Origin of the sequence: Erysipelothrix enhydrae, from assembly GCF_035066605.1 — a bacterium.
GTDB lineage: Bacteria > Bacillota_I > Bacilli_A > Erysipelotrichales > Erysipelotrichaceae > Erysipelothrix > Erysipelothrix amsterdamensis.
This window is the reverse complement of the sequence record NZ_CP125807.1, coordinates 1,493,529-1,511,410: the sequence shown is the minus strand read 5'-3', so window position 1 is coordinate 1,511,410 and position 17,882 is coordinate 1,493,529. Positions and strand designations below refer to the sequence as shown.

Sequence of the window (17,882 nt, the reverse complement as noted above, 5' to 3'; positions counted from 1 at the left end):
TTATCCCTCCTTCATAATTAATTCATTAAATGTAATATCACTGAGTGATGTTACGATTTGAGGTGACGCTTCAACTAGATGACGCGCACCTTTTACTTTTTTACCGAGACGCCAAGGTTTTATTACTTCATGGTCAATAATATTAAAGTCTTTGTCTAAGTAAATGACACAAATGTCAAACTTCATAAAACAAGTATGAACACGTGCACAATGAAGAAATAACATTCCTTGGTCTTCATTGATTTCTTTTCTCAACATCAACCCTTTGAAACGTGTTCCAAAGTTTGATGCGATTTCGAGGTTTTTTATCATTATCGGCCTCCCAATGCTTCAATAATTGTCGGCACAGCTGGTCCGAGCAGAATAATAAAGATAACAGGGAAAATAAAGAGTACCATTGGAATCAGAATTTTAACTGGAATTTTTGCAGCACGTTCTTCAACATCTTGACGGTGTGAAGTACGAATCATTTGAGATTGACTCATTAAAACATTTTGGAGTGAAATCCCAAGTTCATCTGCTTGAATAATAGCATTGGTAAAAGATTTTACCTCTTCAATTTCAGTTCGTTCAGAAAGTCGGTTTAACGCCTCTTTACGAGGTTTACCCAACATGATCTCCCGTTGACAAATACGAAACTCTTCAATCAAGGGTCCCTCTGCTTTGGTTGTAACATGTCCGAGTGCTTGGTCAAAACTTAGACCCGCAACAACAGAAACACTTAAAATATCCATAACTTCAGGTAATTGTCCTTTGATAACCTTTTTACGTTTTGTTATCTTTCCCTCTAGTGAATAACGACGATATACGTATCCACCAGCCATCCCCATCATCATATACATAACGCGAGAAAATCCGCGTTGATGGGATGTAATTGCAAGATAGAGTCCAACTAATCCAAAACCAACAATAATAATAACATTCATCGCACGGTAATCTTTAGGATTAGTTGTAATCCCGGCTTTAAGCAATCGATCCGCAAGTTTTAATTGCGATTCAGCTTTAACCGGTAACATTGTTGATACGGCATGAATCAGCTTATCAACAATAGGTTGTAAGAAACGTTCTTGGAACGTTTTATCTAAAATGTCATCAGAACCATGCTTTTGTGAGCTCGAATTCTTTGTTTCATCCAATCGTTTTTTAATAACAAGTGACTTTCCTGTTAGAACACTCATTACAAAATCCACGAAGACATACGCAAAGATTGCTCCTGTAATTGCTTTTATCATGATTTCCTCCTACATTTCAATATCTGTTATTTTTTTGATTAAAGCATAACCCATAATTTCAAGAGTTGCACTTACACCAAGTAATGCATAACCAAATGGAGTTGTGAACACAGGCTCCATATATTCTTTATTAACCATCGAAATTAAGACAAGAACAACAATCGGTAACCCCGCAATAACCTTCGCTGATACATCACCTTGAGCTGTTAAAGCCTTGATGTTTTTTTGAATTGTAATGCGTTCCCGAATTGCTTCACCGATATTATCTAAGACGTCCGCAAGGTTTCCCCCTACTTGTCTTTGAATACTAACAGCAGTGTTCATCAATTTCATTTCTTCGGATTCCATGCGTGTTGATACGGCGGCTAAAGATTTTTCAATATTCTCCCCTAATTCAACTTCACGGCATACTTTAAGAAACTCAGGTCCAATTGGATCCGGTAAATCTTTCGCAATACTTGCAAGTGCTTGTTCAAAGGTAAACCCAGCACGTAAACTATTGGAAAGAATTAATAAGGCATCACCTAATTGCTGGCTAAATTTACCAATTCGTTGTTTTCGTTTAATTTTAATATACATTGGTGGGCCAATCAGTGCTGCTGCAAAGGCAAATAATGTTACAATCATCCCTTTATCAAGCGCAACACAAATAACAACAGCAAATGCTGTGAGTCCTAACCACATTTTTAGGAATTCATCCGGTCGTAAATTAATTCCAGCCATTAAAAGATTTTCTTTTAATTTTTCAGGAACCTCAATACTAATGGATTGTTTTTCTTTCTTCTGATCTTTTTTTGATTTTTTTGAATAACCGTATAAACTTTGTTTTTCAATCAAGTCCAAACGGTCTTTCAACATAATGAAGCGATGATAAATCAAATTTAATACAAACTGTAGGACAACAAGCGTAATGTAGCTAAGGCATGCTGCCATTATAATCCACATTATTTTTGGAACCAATCATCTTTCACAAGGATACCATTCGCTTCTAATGTATCAATGATGTATGGACGAATACCAGTTGCCATAAATTTACCTTTAACTTTACCTGCAGCATCATAGCCTTCTTGTTTGAAAACAAAGATATCTTGGAGTGTAACAATTTCACCCTCCATACCGGTAACTTCTGTGATTGCAACAACTTTACGTGAACCATCACGAAGACGTGTTTGTTGAACAATGATTTGAATCGCAGATGAAATTTGTTCACGGATCGCTTTAATAGGCAAATCCATTCCGGACATCATAACCATTGTTTCAAGACGGGAAATCATATCCCTCGGTGTATTCGCGTGACCTGTAGCGAGCGAGCCATCGTGCCCAGTATTCATCGCTTGTAACATGTCAAGCGCTTCACCGGAACGAACCTCACCAATAATAATACGGTCAGGACGCATACGTAGGGAGTTCTTTACCATATCTCGAATGGTTACAGCACCTTTACCTTCAACGTTAGCGGGACGTGCTTCAAGTGTAATAACATGATTTTGCATTAACTGAATTTCAGCAGCATCTTCAATGGTTACAATACGTTCTGTTTCAGGAATAAAGCTAGAGAGAACGTTAAGTAATGTTGTTTTCCCAGAACCAGTACCTCCAGAAACCACAACATTACAGCGTCCTTTAACACATGCTTCAAGAAAAGCAGCCATTCCAAATGAAATCGAATTAAAACCAATGAGGTCACTAATTTGAAGTGGTGTTGAATTAAATTTACGAATTGTAATTGTTGGACCACTTAGAGCTACGGGAGGAACAATGGCATTAACACGAGAACCATCCGGTAAACGCGCATCAACCATTGGGTTTGCTTCATCACATCGACGACCTAATGGTGAAACAATACGGTTAATAATTTGAGCTACGTGAGCATCATCTCTAAAGAAAACGTTTGATAACTCCAAACGACCTTTACGTTCAATATAAACGGTATTCGGACCGTTAACCATGATTTCAGAAATATCTTCATCACGGATTAGAACTTCTAAAGGTCCAAGTCCTGTAACATCGTCAAAAATTTCTTGAATTAATTGTTCGCGTTTTGCTTTCGTCATTGCTTCAGCACGTTGTGTTAAACACTCCGTAATAATTTCACGAACATCAATTCCTTCTTTATCACCGTGGTTGTCTTGAATTCGCGTATTATACGCGTCAATGGTTTCACGGTGAATAATTGCTTTTAAGTCTTTAAATTGGTCAACTTGAGGTTCGGCATCAACTTCAAATACACCAGGCATAAACGCTAGTCCATCACCTGAGCCGCCACCTTCAGTTGCTTTAGCACGTTCTAAGCGTTCTGATAACTTCATTATTTACCACCTTTTTTTCGTTTACCTTTTTTTGCTTTAGCAGGTTTTTCTTTAGGTTTTGGTAAAAATTTAGCAAGAAGTCCCGCAGGACCCGCTTCTTGTTCATCCGGTGAATCGGATTGATCAATCTCATCTGCCATTACTTGATATGCTTTCGCAACACCGGATAATGGTGAATCAATTGCGATTGGTTTCCCTTGATTAAGAGCATCAATTGATGATTTTAAATCATAAGGGACTGTATGCCATAATGGGAATTCCAAGACACGTGAAACATCTTTCGGTTTAACACGTCCAGGTTCTTCTTTAGCTACTACCAATTTGATTTTTTCATTACCTGCTAATGAGGTTACAATCGACAATCCTTTTTTCGTTCTACGTAAAGTTGGAATATCCATTCCAGTTACATAAATGATTGTGGATGATAAGTCAAAACATGACAAGTTAATATTATTAAATCCCATGCTCGTATCAATAATTAGGTAATCGTAATAGGAACGAAGCGACGATACAATTTTTTCAACTTGTGAAACTGAAATGTTATCCGCAAATTCAGGACTGTTAGGTGCAGCAAGCACGTTTACACCGGAAGGGTGAACAGCCATATATTTTCGGATGGTATCGACGTTAGGACTTGCTTGTTCTTGTAATAACTCTGCAAGTGTATCTTTCGTTTCAATACGCATTGCCGTTGCAACTTCTCCAAATTCTAAATCAAAATCTAAAATCGCAACTTTTAATTTCTTTTGTGCAAGTTTCACAGCTAAGTTCATTGCTACTGTTGTACGACCAACACCACCTTTTGAACTAAAAACTGTAATAACTTTTGATTTCCAGTTGTTTGTTGAACTGTTTTCTAATGCAATAAGTCGTGATGACTCATTACTGTGAATCCCTTTTAATTGTTGTACTAAAGTAGAACGATCAATTTGCATCGGTAAAATATAATGAACACCTGTTTGCATAACCTTTTGCATCGTTTCACTTGTATATTCTTGTGTTAGAACTACAGGTACAGACTTAGGACGTAATAAATAAATTTGTTGACATACACGTTGCAAAATACTTTCATGAGAAGAATAAATTAGAACAATATCTGGTTTTGTTTTTGAGATATCATCTAAGACTTTGTTCTCATCGTTTGATTTACCAACGATGCGGATTTCATCATCTTGTAGCATCGGAAAGAGTCTTTGTGCGACACTATCTTCCGCAAATACTAAAACTTTTAACTCCATCTAATTCTCCTTCTCTATTTCAATAAATCGCCTGTGATAACACCAGGAACTTTATCAACCTTGTCATGATCATGACTTCTTAAGATTGCACGGTTAGTACCTACTGATTCAGAAACAGCTAATTTAAGTGCATCTTCAGCAGAAACAGCTAGTGTTACAGTTGTGTACATCTTATCCGCTACTTTTTTATCATCCGGTAAGGTGTCTTGATCAATTGCAAGAACTTCTTTATTTTGTAAAAGGAGCACTGCTTTCTTTTCTTTCAAACCAAGAACTGGAATACGTTCTTTACCATCAACTGCAGTTTCAACAGATCCTGCATACAATTGAGGATAGTTCTTCTTCAAATAATCATATTTTTGAAGTGTATCTTCTGGTAAATCACTATCTAAAACAGTAATGATATCAATTTTATTTCCAACACGAATTAACCCTTGCATTCCGTATTGTCCTTCAAGTTTTACAGTATAAGCACGCATATTGTCTGTAAGAACTGTACTTAAACCACTTGAACCTTGACCCACTACCTCTACCTTTTCTCCGGTAAACATATCGCCAACGGACATCTTTGTAGTTGTAACTTTACCGACAACACGCTCAGCATCCGCAAAAGCACCTTCAGGTGCAGCATCTTTATGAACGCTCTTAACTTCTATCATATCTTGAGTAATTCGAGTTTGTGCTGTAAGGGGTTTAAGCGCTACAACAACTTGCGTTAAATCTTTCTTCGGTATTTCCTTTTTTAAACCTTGGATTGGGTTCATTAACGCTAAAAGAAATACACCTGCAGCTACAACTACAGAAATTAATTTATTCTTATCCAAAGTAATTCCTCTTTCTTAATATTAATAAACACCATTAATGGTTGGAGTACGACCATCCCAAATAGGTTGTTGATCTGTAAAGTTTTGCCATACAGGTAATTCAACTTTAATTGGGAACTCATCAATTCCAAGTGCTTTCAAAGTTGTCGTTTTATAAACATCACGTAAAATAATAGTCCCGGTAAGACTAATCATATAGTTACCGTTTGGAGACATACCACGTTGTTCATTCCAGACCAACTCGAATTGACTCGGATCAATACCATTTCGTTTCAGGATCTCATGTGCATTATCCAATGCAATCTGTTGACCTTGTTGTGAATGCAACATTTCTTCTGTGATATCAAGACGTGCTTCACGAACCAAATAGGCTACTTCTGTTAATTTATCTTTTTTATTCATTGCTAAAACAACATCTGTTGATAGCGCAACAAATCCCAATAGAAACATTAGAATAAATGCAAACATAATTAGAATATTTCCATCTTCTTCATTTTTAAAATTTACCATTGTTGATTCTTACCCCCTACTAACTCAATTCTTCTAATTTTATAAAGATTATTTTTCAACTCTACACCATCTTTGAGGAATGGCTTCGAGAAAGGAGTAATTGGGTAGACTTTGTATTTTACATCCGACGCTATTTCCATTGTCGTTGTTTTAAATTTACTGTTTGCGCGATCTTTATCCGTACCATCTGGAACACCATAATTAAATTCGCGTTTTCCAGCGAGTACCGCTATACGACTGTTTTCAATCGTTACGCGACTTACATCAATCGGTGCACCCATTTCTTCGACATTTTTTTCATACATATCGCGAATATGAGTATTGGCCCAACCACCATCTACGATATAACTTTGATTTGTATGGAGGGCATGCTTTTGTTGAGGACCAAGATCCAATTGAATGGCCATCTTACGCAGTGAGTAATCAAACTGCACTTTGTTATAAACCACCCAGCTCACATCAATTAAAAAGCAAACTATCAATAGAAAAAGTGGCAGCACAATCGCAAATTCCACCATTGCCTGACCTTTTTCTTTTTTAGATTTATTGACCAACTTTGACATTAGCATCACCATCGCCTCCTAAGTACATTAAACCACTGTACGTTTCTGTTAGACGAAGTGTCTCACCCATTATTTGTTTTGTAATATACATTGAGAAAGGAACATCATAAGTTGTTGTTACGGTTACATAACGTATATCAGTTCTATTTTTATGTCCGATAAACCCACCATCATTTGCGCTCCAAATTTTTCGCGTAAAATCACGATGTTCAATATCAGATAAGTCAATTTCATATTTTAAGCGTTTAGGGTCAAGTGTACCATTATTGTTAATAAGTGTTTCAATCGTCTTATCTTTACTGCTAAATCGGGATTGATCTTTTACACCACCCGTTGCACCACCTTCGTCGTACAATACCGCAACCTTTTGAATTTCACTGGTTAGATATTGTAAATTGACCTTCGCATGCACCGCTTTACCAACGTCCATGATCAAAGCAAGCATAATTATAAGAATAGGAAGGATTAAAGCAAATTCCGTAACACTTTGACCACTTTCACCTTTAAGTTTTTTTATCATATTCACTCCTTAAAGCGACAAATAAAGGGGATGAAAAATCATCCCCTCGGAACTATCCAAGCCGGATAGAGATTATAAAATATTTAAAGTTAAAGTATCACTTGCGCGATACTTTAACAATTTATAAATGCGTGTTAAGACTAAGCGCCTTTACCTGCTTGTAATTCTTTACCTACGTTTTCGAAGATTCCTTTTAGGTTTGTACCTAAAGTCTTCATAACAACGATAACTACTACTGAAACAAGAACTAAGATAAGACCGTATTCAACCATACCTTGTCCTGATTCTTCATTGAATAAAAAGTTTTTCATAATTTTCTCCTCATTTTTCTTCCCTAATTAATTTTAGGGACTAGATCAGCGACTGTTTCAAACATTGTTTTAACATAACCACTCCCGATAGATTTGAGCACCACTACTGTAACTACTGAAACCAATACGAGAATGAGTCCGTATTCAACCATGCCTTGTCCAGACTCCTCGTCCATAAATTCATTTACGGTTATCATAACTATCTCCTAACATCCTAACAGAACACTGCAAATCAACATACTGATGACTGGGTAATACAGCGCGAATAAAGCACCGCCCATTAATTGTGTACACATGGGGAATGTACTACCGATGTACATCGTTTTGGTGTAAAAACCGATAACAATGTAAATTAACAAGCAAAGTACGATACCTATTAGAAATGTTAAGATATTAGGTAATCCCAACATAAATGATAATGCAATTGCAAGCTTTATATCGCCTGCTCCCACACCGAGACTTCCAGAGAATGCTTTTGTCAAGAAGGCTGTAGCAAAGAACAGTATACCTGTTAATAGCATTGCTATAAGTCCAGTTGACAATCCATGAAATCCATTTGTTACAAACTGATATATTACACCAATGACAAGGACACAAAGGACCATCTCATTTGGAATAATTCGAATGCGTTGATCGATTCGAATACCATAAACCGCTAAGAAAGCAATTATAGAAATAACAGTAGCTTCAAACAATCCGAATGATGTATATGCAACTAAAGTAGCTGCACCGACATAAATGCCATTCATCAATGCGTCATGCGCATCTTCTGGACGAAAGACCTTATAGATCTTATTATTACGTTTTTGTTTCCAAGCTACAGTATCTTTCACAAATCTTGAAATGTTGTATCCTAGTGTAAAAAATAAAGCAGTTAGAACCATATAAACAATAATATTCACTATAGAATCTCCTCATCACCGACATAGATAGTATATGATGATATGGTTTCTGTATCTACCAATATTTTGACGTGAATTTCACAAAATTTTAACCGTTTACCCATCTTTGCTGTGCACTACGCATTATTTGTCATTGCAAATGTAATTAATTGTGTTAAATGTGATAGAAATAAAAAAGATACCGTAATTTGGTATCTTTTTATATCTTATTTAACTTAATGAGACTAATATTCAACAAACTCTGGTTGAATGTGTAATCTAATTCACCGTCGAGTTCCAAATATTTAACCTTCATCCGTGGATTTGACTGTTGGCGGATGTAATCCCGCTCTTCAGGAGTAAGATTTGATATTCCTGTATCTTCAATCCAATTCTGACAGAAATATGCATTTTTATAATCTAAATAACGTTCCGTCATTTTGTAACGACCATTAATACTTTCAATTTTAAAATTAACCTTACGCTCGTACTCTGAACCACTGTTACGATCTTTAGAATCCACACGTCGATACGATTCGTAATAATTTGAATAAACAATGATTGCATAATCATGATGATTTCGAGTCACAATATAGCCCTCACCATAATCTACGACAGTACCAAACAATTCTTGAAGAAACTTAAGTACATAAAATGGCATCCGTTCTACACCAAGATAATTATAGAAACTGGAGTAAGACATGGGCATCATTTGATGCTGAGACTTCCCTAATATATTCCAAGATGAAAAGTAGAAGTCACCTAAACTTAACTGAAGCAGAATTGGAAGAAAGAGCAGATTATAGAATGGATTATCAAATGCATCATTCCAACGGTAGTCATCTTCTACAGCATAATTAAACGACGCTGCCACAATGTGTCTTCCTAAGCGATCCGCAGGTAAACTAATGCGGATTGCATGATTAATCTCACGAATATCATTAAGTATCTTTGGCAATAGTTGGTCACTACCAAAATCATTATTTGTGAAATTGAGATCACACGTATAAAATGCTGGTTCGATATTCATTTCCGCAATCATTTCAAGATACTCTTGATGAATATCGCGCGTATCGTTGTCAAACGACCCAAGATACAGGCCCCAACGAACTTTCTCTTGATCAAACTTTTCTTGAAGAACTTTCACAAAGGAATGGATACATTCCTTAAACATCGGTCTTCGAGATTGATCACTCACCGCATCGTTAATCGTAGGAAAGTATAATTCATAACCCCATTCACGAAGCTTAGAATTACTAATGATTAATGATGCCTCATCCAATGCTTTCTGCATTCCTACCACTGCATGATTAATTTCATTTAAACTCGCACCTTCTTGTAACAGTGCATTAAAGGTTACAAAATCAAGTCTTAAAACTGGAATAATATCAAATTCAGAAAATACAGTAAAGATATTATAAATTTCAAAAGATGAGAAATCTCGCAATGCACCAGATTTGGTTTGCAATTTAAAGACGCCATCTAAAAATGCAAGTTTAATTTTAACTGTCTTAAATTTAAATTGTCCCAGTGTTTCCCGTAATTCCGCGATACTTAAGAAATCACGATCGACCACACAGTCTAAATCCACAACAACACCCCACGCATTTCGGAAATGCCCTTTAATAAAGTTTGGATTAATGCGTGCCTCGAGTGCTTTAATAGGCTCATTTTCGAGTTGACTTGGGCCTTTTGTACCCACTTCCAAGAAATAACGCACTTTAGAATCTGCAGCATAAGGATATTCTAAGGATGCGATATGTTCCGTTGTATACTGTTTTCTAAATTGTGTTGGTGATAAACCAAAAACTTTTTGGAAATCTCTTCCTAATGCTTTAATATCTAAAAAACCACAATGGTTTGAGATTTCGGTCATCGTTAAATCTGTGTTGATTAAACAGTCAACAGCATAATTAATGCGATTCACTCTAAAGTATTCACTTACATTAACGCCGGTGATCTTTTTAAACATTCTCGATAGATATGCGCCACTCACATTATACTCGTCCGCAAGTCCCTCTAACGTTATTTTCTCGTTTTTCGCATCTGCATACTTTTCTGTAATATCTATTACGATGGATTCAATAGAATCAGTACTTATAATGGATCGTTTTTGATTCATTACAAAAAGTTTTATAGAATCCACAACTTCTTTAACAGCATGATAACTGTCTTCAAATGTCACTTCACCGGCATCTTTTTGACCATACAGATGACGAATGGATTCAATAAGACGTACTTTATTTCTCTGGTCTTTAAGAGTACTATCGATACTTACCTTTGGAGATAAGTTAAAATGCTCTTCTGCAAACGATGAATCTATTTGTGCGACGAGAATTAAATTATCCCGACTGTTTGCATAAAAACAATGAGCTCGATTCGGTTCAAGAATATAAACATCACCTTCATTTAGATTTAAATACGAACCATTTACGCGAAGTCCAATCATGCCTTTCACGACATAAATAACTTCAAATGCTTTGTTCGCCTCAAATTCCTTGCCGTCAATTTGTTTTAAAAATGTCCGATACGGTAAATTTCTTCTAACAACAACAATTCCATTATTCATAGCAATTCCTGCGAGCGAGCAGGATTCAGTTTTTTTGATATGTATAGTATTCATGGTATGGTTCTCCCTTGCACATTGTCATCAAAAAGAATCATAGAGGATTCATTTAGAATCGTATGATTATCTTTTTCTTTGATAAGCATTACCCATACTTATTAAAATCAAAGATTGTTTTTTTTGTTTATATCTTTTTCTTTATCGAATACAACATGTATAATTTAACACATTTCAACAAAATTTCACATAGGTTTTGCACATTTGGTAGATTTATACGCAAAATATGTCTATTTTGTCCACTTTTTCGTACAAACACGCAAAAAAAAAGAAGGGTTTCCTTCTTTATGGATTTGTAATCTTCGCTTCACCAACCTTGCGTGCTGTCGCAATCTTGGATTCAGTTATGAAATAGAAGCGATCACCATCACGCTCTAAATCCCAAAGGATTGAAAATAAACGCACGTCGCCTTCTTCTTGATGAGCATCTAAATGAATTCGACCTACCTCGTATTTTCCAAACGAATAATCAAGGAACAATACCTTTTGTTTTAACTCAATCGTCGGATTATCATCATGAATCCCTTCGAAATCATCTCGTTTCAATTTCATTGATCCTTCCATCGATACCGAATGGGGATCAAAGGAGTAATACTTGCGATTTGATTTCCCATTTGAAATCATATTCCGCATGTTTAAGCGATACGTGATTGAATCGTTTGCAGACACCTCTAAATAAATGCTCGACATCATAAAAATAAACAGCAGTAAGACAGACATGACACCAAACCCTTTTCGTTGCAACCAATGATCTTCTTTCCGATCTAAATATACCAGAACATAACGGACTGCGTGATAATACAAACAATAACCAATGAACCCCCCAAATGTATTTGTAATTAAATCGGTGACATCAAAATGCCATAATATAACACCAAAAGAAAGCGTCAATAACAATTCAGCACATTCAATCAGGAGCGAAATCATAAAGGTTGCAAGTACCGTCTTTTCTACTTTACGAAAGCGTTTTAAAAACATTGGTAGAAACACGCCCATTGGAACCATCATTAATACATTAAGCAATGGCTCTTTGAGATTTTTGAGACTGAATCCATTTCGAAACGGAATTAAATTATAATAATCAATGGATGCATTTTCAAGAGAAAAATGAATGGCTGCATTCTGTACTTCTTTTTGATTTAAAGGAAGCGGAAATAATGTAAGATCCATAACTTTTCCAAGATATAAAATAAAAAGAAGACCTAAAATTTTGTTTTTGATTGTTGTTTTGCGATATCTCACTAAAAAAATCATCGCAATAAAAATATAAACGATGATGCCTGAATTGATGGATACCCCTTGAGTATTTTTTATGATAGGACTTAAATAACGTTCAAACATGTAAAACTCCATTCTATATCTAGATTTTACATGATTCCCCTATTCTTGTCGAGAATTCTCAAGATTAATATGTTTAATTTCATCAATCGGCATTGTTTTCACAAATTTAATCGGTTTTTCGGTTTTGAAAATCTCATCATCATGATAAATAACCCGTATTCGAACCTCCATAACCCCATTTTCACCTTGTACTGGATCGATCATATCAAAAGATTTTGGATCAACATACATCGTTTTAAACGGAATCTCAACATTTTCAACCATTACCTCCGAAGTCACAACCTTACATGAGGCATATACCGTTATATCATCTGTAACCATAATTTTATTTTGTGGATTTGATTTAGAATCAAAAATCCATCCCTTAAACAAGACCTCTTGGTCTGGTTCATACAAATTATGTGCCGGGAGTACAAACTCAGTATTTTTACGTACAACATAGATTGTCTGGGTAGACCGTTGAAACGGAACTGTATCGGACTTCAAAACCAATACGGCGTAATGCATCTTAAACCCCTGATACGAAGCAACAACAACTAAAACAAGACTCACAAATACATTTATGTGTTTTCTATTTTTATTCATAATAAAATCCCCTCTATAACGTATCATAGAAATTAGGATATTTATTCGTTTCGCCGTATTAGATAAAACCATTCCTAATTTGTACAAATCTTAATTATTTAAAACAACTATGTTATAATAAGCAATATATTTTAAATGAAGGATGTTATAGCTTAAACCTTCATCACGAAAGAAGGTTTAGAATGCCCTATCTTGAAATTAAGAATTTAACGCACACATTTGTGGAGCGACAACTATACAGTAATGCAGAGTTTCTCTTACATAAGGGAGACCATATCGGTCTTGTTGGCTTAAATGGAGCCGGTAAAAGTACATTAATACGCTTTATGACTGGTGATTTATCTCCCGATTTCGGAACTATAGTTTGGCAAGATAAGCTGAATGTTGCATTTATGGATCAATATGTCAGCGTTGACCCTACCCTTACCATTCACGGTTACCTTTCCACAACCTACAAAGAATTGTTTGATTTAGAGACACGCATGAATGCTTATTACTTAGAATCAATTGAGGATGAGGATGCACTTCGAAAAGCTTCAAACATTCAAGAACGTCTTTTACAGGCGGATTTTTATACAATAGAAACAGAAATTCAAAAAGTAATTCAAGGACTTGGATTACACCTCCTAGGATCTGACACAAAAATTGAGCACTTATCCGGTGGCCAACGTGCAAAAGTAATCTTAGGAAAGTTATTACTCTCCGATGCAGACGTATTATTGCTTGATGAGCCAACAAACTTCCTCGATGTTGATCATATTGAATGGCTTGCGAATTATTTGAATGCTTATGCAAAGAGTTTTATCGTTGTTTCCCATGATGATTCTTTTATCAATCGTGTCGCAAATGTCATCGTCGATATCGATTTTCAAAAAATAACACGTTATAACGGAAACTATGATGCCTTTTTAAAACAAAAAGAACATAACCGCATGGAACAACTCAGTCTTTATTCCAAACAACAAAATTATATTGATAAAACAGAGGCTTTTATTCGTAAAAATAAAGCAGGTGGTAATGCAAAGATGGCACGAGGACGTCAGAAACAATTAAATCGTCTTGATCGTGTCCACGCTCCCTTAGCTCACGCAAAACAAAACTACGCTTTCAAAACACTTTCTCAAGCTAACGTTCGAGTTCTTGAAACACTTGAACTTGCAATCGGTTATGATTCGATTCTAATTGATGGCTTTAATATGAAAATTTATGGCGGAGAACGCTTTGCGATTACAGGTTTTAATGGTATTGGTAAATCAACGCTCATCAAAACAATCATGGGCCAACTTAAACCTTTAGATGGTAGCATCTATTTAAATGATGATTTAAAAATCGGTTACTTTGAACAAAGTCTTAATTGGAGCGATGATACATTAACGCCCCTGCAAATTGTGAGTCAAACTTATCCAAAGTTTTCTCAGGGCGAAGTGCGTAAGACCCTTGCCTCAGTCGGCATGAAAGAAGAACATTGGAGTCGTAGCATCAAGACATTAAGTGGCGGTGAACAAACCAAGGTAAAACTATGCTTGTTGATGAATCGTTATACAAATATGCTCGTACTCGATGAACCAACCAACCATCTTGATATCGAAAGTAAGGATGCCTTGAAATACGCCTTACAATCTTATACAGGCACAATTATTCTTGTTTCCCATGAAGCTAGCTTCTATGAAGATTGGATTGATAAGATAATCAGTATAGAAAAATAGAAAAAAACTTAGACTATTGTGTCTAAGTTTTTCTTTTATCAAATCTCAACCGCACCACTTTTACTTTTATTAAAGTCTATCTCATAGGCCGTTTTGAAGTCAAATATTTTTCGCGGCATTGAGTTAATTTTGAAGCAAATATCATCCAGATATTGTTGCGCTATATCATACATTGATTTTCCTTTTGGTATAAACCTTCTAACGATTGCATTCGCTCGTTCATTGGTTCCACGTTGAAAAGAACAGTATGGATCACACTTATATAGTTTCACACCCAACCGCTTGGCTGTAATTCCTAGTGTTTTAAATTCAAGTCCATTATCTACTGTTATTGATTTGGTTGTTATATTATTCTCTTCAATAAATTTTCGAATTAAGTTTGATGTGTAATAGTCATATCGATATTCTGCTTTAATAAGCCAGGTCATTCTTGAGCAGCGGTCTACAATGGATATAATCGCTGCAGATTCATGTTTCTTACCGATTATAGAGTCGATTTCGAGATGACCAATCTCGTTACGTTCCTCAATGTATTTAGGTCTAAGACTAATTGGAAGTACCGTTTTCTCTTCCAAGTTCCATCTTAAGTGATTCATCATTCCACTAATTCTTTTTTTGCGTTTTCGACGTTTATAGCACATTCTATTTGGTTTTATATCAAGTTTACCTTGGTTAATCCAGTTATAGACTTGTTGCGATGTAACACACGGTTTATATGGATGATATCGTTTATAGTTACTCAAACATACTTCTACCGAATGAACTTTAGGATCATAGTGAGAATGCAGATATTCGATTAAGTGGGAATATTTGTCTCGGATATCAATCGTTCGTTTCTTATAGACATTATTTTTATATCTAGAAATCGTAGAATGAGATATATTGAGTTTACGTGCTGCCTTGCGCATAGAATAACCGATGCTTAATAGAATATCAATTTGGTCTTTCATTTTTTTATCTAATTGTTTATACTTCATATGGGAGCTCCTTTTAGTGAACTGAACCCCAAATCTTGGACAAGCTAATTATCTTTTAAATTTAAGGATTGATTCCTGTATTGAACAGGGGTCAGTCCTTTTAGTTTGCTCTTAATTCTCTTGTTATTATAATAGTCGATATATTCATCAATTGCATCAACTAATTCTTCTACCTTTTTATACTTATGTTCTTGGTCATAATACATTTCTGATTTTAGTAGCCCAAAAAATCCCTCCATGAGTCCGTTATCAATACTATTTCCCTTTCTTGACATACTTCTAATCATCGAATGTGCTTCTAATTCTTTCACATAAAATTGATGTTGATATTGCCAGCCTCTATCCGAATGAATAATTGTTCCTTGCGTATCGTTACAAGAAAATGCCTTGTGAAGCATGTCTCTAGTTTGATCCAAATTAGGACTTGTAGATATGTTGTAAGATACAATGTATCTACCATATGCATCAAGTATTGGTGAAAGATAGATTTTCTTCCCTTGCACATTAAACTCAGTGATATCCGTAAACCATTTTTGATTGGGTTTATCAGCTTCAAAATCTCTTTGAACTCGATTCTCAACAATGGTTCCCACTGTCCCTTTATATGAAGAATACTTACGTTTCTTTCTTATGATTGAATGTAATCCCATTTTATTCATAAGTCTCAAGACTTTCTTGTGATTTACACGAATTCCTCGATTATTTAGTTCTAAAGTAATTCTACGATAACCATATCGTCCTTTGTGATCATAATAGATTTCTATAATCTCTTGCATAAGTTCGTCGTTTTTGGTATCAAAATCAATTTTTGAAACGTAGAAGTAGTAAGTAGATCGAGCGAGTCCGGATATTTTTAAAAGAATCTCTAAGGGATATTTTTGTCGTAGTAAGGAGACTACTCTGGTTTTTTCTTCTTTTCGCGCTCCACCCTTTGTTTCACTACGGCATTCAATTTTTTTAAATATTCATTCTCCGCTTCCAAATACTTGTTTTTTTTCTTCAATGCCTTTAGTTCATCATTAACTGTTAATAGTTTAGTTGGTTTTGTCATAGATGGTTTACCTCGTTTCCGTTCTATGACATTATAGCCGTTTTCTTTATAATTTTTAATCCAATTGTAAATCAATCCATCAGAACTTAATCCAAGTTCGATGGCGACAGCTATTGTACTTTCTCCATCCATTAATATCCGATTTATTACTTCTAACTTAAATTCATGAGAATAAAAGTGATTTTTGTTTCGTCTTAGAACATTGGGTCCATGTTGATCGATAAGTCTTACCAAATATTTAATACTTGATTTATTAATACCATACTCATTTACTAATGAACATACTGACTGTCCTAACTTTCGTTTTTCATATATTTCAATTTTTTGTTTTCGTGTTAGCTTAGCCATAAAAAACCGCACCTCCTCATCTTTGTCCAAGATTCGGGGTGCGGTTCATAGTCGGGTGGGCTCCTTTTATTATACAAAAACAACCGCACCTTGGGTGGTGCGGTTGAGATTTGAATTTAGGAAAAACTTAGACTATTGTGTCTAAGTTTTTTTTAATCTGTAATTTCAATTGATCGATAAATAGGATGATTAAAACTCTTAATGTAAACAAGTGGGCTTCCATCATTTTTATAAATAATAGATTCAATGGATAAAATCGGGCTTTCAAGCTTGATTCCTAAAAGATTCGCATATTTAATTGGAACAAGCATTGGAATCACCGTAAAGGACGCACTACCACGATTGAAGAATGCATTAAAATTCTCTAGTTTTGGTAAATCGTTGAACGCTTCATCAGACAATTGATTCCGAGCGATATAAACTTCTTCAAGAGCAATATTAATATTATTTTTGGATAAGATGCGAATAAACCGTACCACTGAAGTATCCTGAGAAATATTTAATTTTGAACTCACGTCTTCACCACAAGAAGCCTTTACATCAAAATATAAAATTGTATGTTTATCAAACTCTGGTGTTAGTAATGAATTCTTCTTGATTAATCTCTTGTCCGATACAAACGTACCACGGTTGGCATCGCGATAAAGGTATCCTTCGTCAACTAATTCATTAATTGCTTTTCGAACAGTCATACGACTTGCCTGAAAGTGATCGGTAAAATCACGTTCACTGGGAATTGAGGCGTTTGGTTCCATGATATCAATCATTGTTATGATTTTATCTTTAATTTGCTGATAAAGTGGAATCTTCATCCCTACACCTCCAATATATACCTATTATAAAATAATATTATAAACAATCAA

19 protein-coding genes are annotated in these 17,882 nt (G+C 35.2%); 1 reads left to right on the top strand and 18 read right to left on the bottom strand.

The genetic code is table 11. From position 1 onward, the window contains the following. The 15 genes from LLS04_RS07410 to LLS04_RS07340 form a co-directional block, all read right to left on the bottom strand. Nucleotides 1–312 (bottom strand): DUF192 domain-containing protein, encoded by a 312-nt coding sequence (locus tag LLS04_RS07410; protein WP_254006467.1) that lies wholly within the window; start codon nt 310–312, stop codon nt 1–3. Continuing rightward, nucleotides 312–1,232 carry a type II secretion system F family protein gene (locus tag LLS04_RS07405; RefSeq protein WP_323611069.1) on the bottom strand — a complete coding sequence of 307 codons (921 nt, stop codon included), beginning with the start codon at nt 1,230–1,232 and terminating at the stop codon, nt 312–314. Before LLS04_RS07405 ends, LLS04_RS07410 begins: the two co-directional genes overlap by 1 nt. A gap of 9 nt (nt 1,233–1,241) precedes the next feature. Beyond that, nucleotides 1,242–2,165, bottom strand: coding sequence for a type II secretion system F family protein (locus tag LLS04_RS07400; protein ID WP_323611068.1), 924 nt, complete (start codon nt 2,163–2,165; stop codon nt 1,242–1,244). Between the two features lie 11 nt (nt 2,166–2,176). Beyond that, nucleotides 2,177–3,541, bottom strand: a complete 1,365-nt coding sequence (locus LLS04_RS07395) for a CpaF family protein (RefSeq protein WP_323611067.1) — start codon at nt 3,539–3,541, stop codon at nt 2,177–2,179. Beyond that, complete coding sequence (locus LLS04_RS07390; RefSeq protein ID WP_013852947.1) at nt 3,541–4,779, bottom strand: P-loop NTPase; 1,239 nt, start codon at nt 4,777–4,779, stop codon at nt 3,541–3,543. The genes LLS04_RS07395 and LLS04_RS07390 overlap by 1 nt, the downstream gene beginning before the upstream one ends. A 14-nt stretch (nt 4,780–4,793) precedes the next feature. Continuing rightward, nucleotides 4,794–5,603 carry a Flp pilus assembly protein CpaB gene (cpaB, locus tag LLS04_RS07385; protein WP_013852946.1) on the bottom strand — a complete coding sequence of 270 codons (810 nt, stop codon included), beginning with the start codon at nt 5,601–5,603 and terminating at the stop codon, nt 4,794–4,796. A gap of 21 nt (nt 5,604–5,624) precedes the next feature. Beyond that, nucleotides 5,625–6,113, bottom strand: coding sequence for a TadE/TadG family type IV pilus assembly protein (locus LLS04_RS07380; RefSeq protein ID WP_003773572.1), 489 nt, complete (start codon nt 6,111–6,113; stop codon nt 5,625–5,627). Then, nucleotides 6,107–6,676, bottom strand: a complete 570-nt coding sequence (locus LLS04_RS07375; RefSeq protein WP_223270490.1) for a TadE family protein — start codon at nt 6,674–6,676, stop codon at nt 6,107–6,109. Before LLS04_RS07375 ends, LLS04_RS07380 begins: the two co-directional genes overlap by 7 nt. Next, the gene (locus LLS04_RS07370) at nt 6,657–7,196 is read right to left on the bottom strand and encodes a TadE/TadG family type IV pilus assembly protein (RefSeq protein ID WP_323611066.1); all 540 of its coding nucleotides are present in this window, start codon (nt 7,194–7,196) and stop codon (nt 6,657–6,659) included. Before LLS04_RS07370 ends, LLS04_RS07375 begins: the two co-directional genes overlap by 20 nt. A 140-nt stretch (nt 7,197–7,336) precedes the next feature. After that, a complete protein-coding gene (locus LLS04_RS07365; protein WP_003773567.1) occupies nt 7,337–7,507 on the bottom strand; it encodes a Flp family type IVb pilin in 171 nt (56 codons plus the stop codon). Between the two features lie 23 nt (nt 7,508–7,530). After that, nucleotides 7,531–7,704, bottom strand: a complete 174-nt coding sequence (locus tag LLS04_RS07360) for a Flp family type IVb pilin (protein WP_003773565.1) — start codon at nt 7,702–7,704, stop codon at nt 7,531–7,533. Between the two features lie 9 nt (nt 7,705–7,713). Next, nucleotides 7,714–8,409 carry a prepilin peptidase gene (locus LLS04_RS07355; protein ID WP_323611065.1) on the bottom strand — a complete coding sequence of 232 codons (696 nt, stop codon included), beginning with the start codon at nt 8,407–8,409 and terminating at the stop codon, nt 7,714–7,716. A gap of 199 nt (nt 8,410–8,608) precedes the next feature. Then, nucleotides 8,609–11,011: an AraC family transcriptional regulator gene (locus tag LLS04_RS07350; protein ID WP_323611064.1), complete on the bottom strand. Its 2,403-nt coding sequence runs from the start codon at nt 11,009–11,011 to the stop codon at nt 8,609–8,611. 285 nt (nt 11,012–11,296) lie between these two features. Further along, nucleotides 11,297–12,352: a VanZ family protein gene (locus LLS04_RS07345; protein WP_323611063.1), complete on the bottom strand. Its 1,056-nt coding sequence runs from the start codon at nt 12,350–12,352 to the stop codon at nt 11,297–11,299. 39 nt (nt 12,353–12,391) lie between these two features. Beyond that, on the bottom strand, nt 12,392–12,937 hold the full coding sequence (locus LLS04_RS07340; RefSeq protein WP_323611061.1) for a hypothetical protein: 546 nt from the start codon (nt 12,935–12,937) through the stop codon (nt 12,392–12,394). Nucleotides 12,938–13,119: 182 nt separating this feature from the next. Between LLS04_RS07340 and LLS04_RS07335 the strand changes: the two genes are divergently transcribed. After that, complete coding sequence (locus LLS04_RS07335; protein WP_323611059.1) at nt 13,120–14,643, top strand: ABC-F family ATP-binding cassette domain-containing protein; 1,524 nt, start codon at nt 13,120–13,122, stop codon at nt 14,641–14,643. A gap of 38 nt (nt 14,644–14,681) precedes the next feature. Here the strand turns inward: LLS04_RS07335 and LLS04_RS07330 are convergent, their stop codons facing one another. From LLS04_RS07330 to LLS04_RS07320, 3 genes are all read right to left on the bottom strand, one after another. Beyond that, complete coding sequence (locus tag LLS04_RS07330; RefSeq protein WP_254006521.1) at nt 14,682–15,620, bottom strand: IS30-like element ISErh4 family transposase; 939 nt, start codon at nt 15,618–15,620, stop codon at nt 14,682–14,684. 44 nt (nt 15,621–15,664) lie between these two features. Further along, nucleotides 15,665–17,019 (bottom strand): IS3 family transposase gene (locus tag LLS04_RS07325; RefSeq protein WP_216822551.1). Its coding sequence is split into 2 segments (ribosomal slippage): nt 15,665–16,528 and nt 16,531–17,019, totalling 1,353 coding nucleotides; the frame shifts between segments, so codons are not numbered across the junction. A 152-nt stretch (nt 17,020–17,171) separates the two neighbouring features. After that, nucleotides 17,172–17,831 carry a GntR family transcriptional regulator gene (locus LLS04_RS07320; RefSeq protein ID WP_323611058.1) on the bottom strand — a complete coding sequence of 220 codons (660 nt, stop codon included), beginning with the start codon at nt 17,829–17,831 and terminating at the stop codon, nt 17,172–17,174. Nucleotides 17,832–17,882: the final 51 nt, after the last annotated feature.

Bases quoted from the DNA above. Each gene is read 5' to 3' on its own strand.
- LLS04_RS07410 (WP_254006467.1), bottom strand. From the start codon at position 312: ATGATAAAAAACCTCGAAATCGCATCAAACTTTGGAACACGTTTCAAA.
- LLS04_RS07405 (WP_323611069.1), bottom strand. From the start codon at position 1,232: ATGATAAAAGCAATTACAGGAGCAATCTTTGCGTATGTCTTCGTGGAT.
- LLS04_RS07400 (WP_323611068.1), bottom strand. From the start codon at position 2,165: ATGGCAGCATGCCTTAGCTACATTACGCTTGTTGTCCTACAGTTTGTA.
- LLS04_RS07395 (WP_323611067.1), bottom strand. From the start codon at position 3,541: ATGAAGTTATCAGAACGCTTAGAACGTGCTAAAGCAACTGAAGGTGGC.
- LLS04_RS07390 (WP_013852947.1), bottom strand. From the start codon at position 4,779: ATGGAGTTAAAAGTTTTAGTATTTGCGGAAGATAGTGTCGCACAAAGA.
- LLS04_RS07380 (WP_003773572.1), bottom strand. From the start codon at position 6,113: ATGGTAAATTTTAAAAATGAAGAAGATGGAAATATTCTAATTATGTTT.
- LLS04_RS07375 (WP_223270490.1), bottom strand. From the start codon at position 6,676: ATGTCAAAGTTGGTCAATAAATCTAAAAAAGAAAAAGGTCAGGCAATG.
- LLS04_RS07370 (WP_323611066.1), bottom strand. From the start codon at position 7,196: ATGATAAAAAAACTTAAAGGTGAAAGTGGTCAAAGTGTTACGGAATTT.
- LLS04_RS07365 (WP_003773567.1), bottom strand. From the start codon at position 7,507: ATGAAAAACTTTTTATTCAATGAAGAATCAGGACAAGGTATGGTTGAA.
- LLS04_RS07360 (WP_003773565.1), bottom strand. From the start codon at position 7,704: ATGATAACCGTAAATGAATTTATGGACGAGGAGTCTGGACAAGGCATG.
- LLS04_RS07350 (WP_323611064.1), bottom strand. From the start codon at position 11,011: ATGAATACTATACATATCAAAAAAACTGAATCCTGCTCGCTCGCAGGA.
- LLS04_RS07345 (WP_323611063.1), bottom strand. From the start codon at position 12,352: ATGTTTGAACGTTATTTAAGTCCTATCATAAAAAATACTCAAGGGGTA.
- LLS04_RS07340 (WP_323611061.1), bottom strand. From the start codon at position 12,937: ATGAATAAAAATAGAAAACACATAAATGTATTTGTGAGTCTTGTTTTA.
- LLS04_RS07335 (WP_323611059.1), top strand. From the start codon at position 13,120: ATGCCCTATCTTGAAATTAAGAATTTAACGCACACATTTGTGGAGCGA.
- LLS04_RS07330 (WP_254006521.1), bottom strand. From the start codon at position 15,620: ATGAAGTATAAACAATTAGATAAAAAAATGAAAGACCAAATTGATATT.
- LLS04_RS07320 (WP_323611058.1), bottom strand. From the start codon at position 17,831: ATGAAGATTCCACTTTATCAGCAAATTAAAGATAAAATCATAACAATG.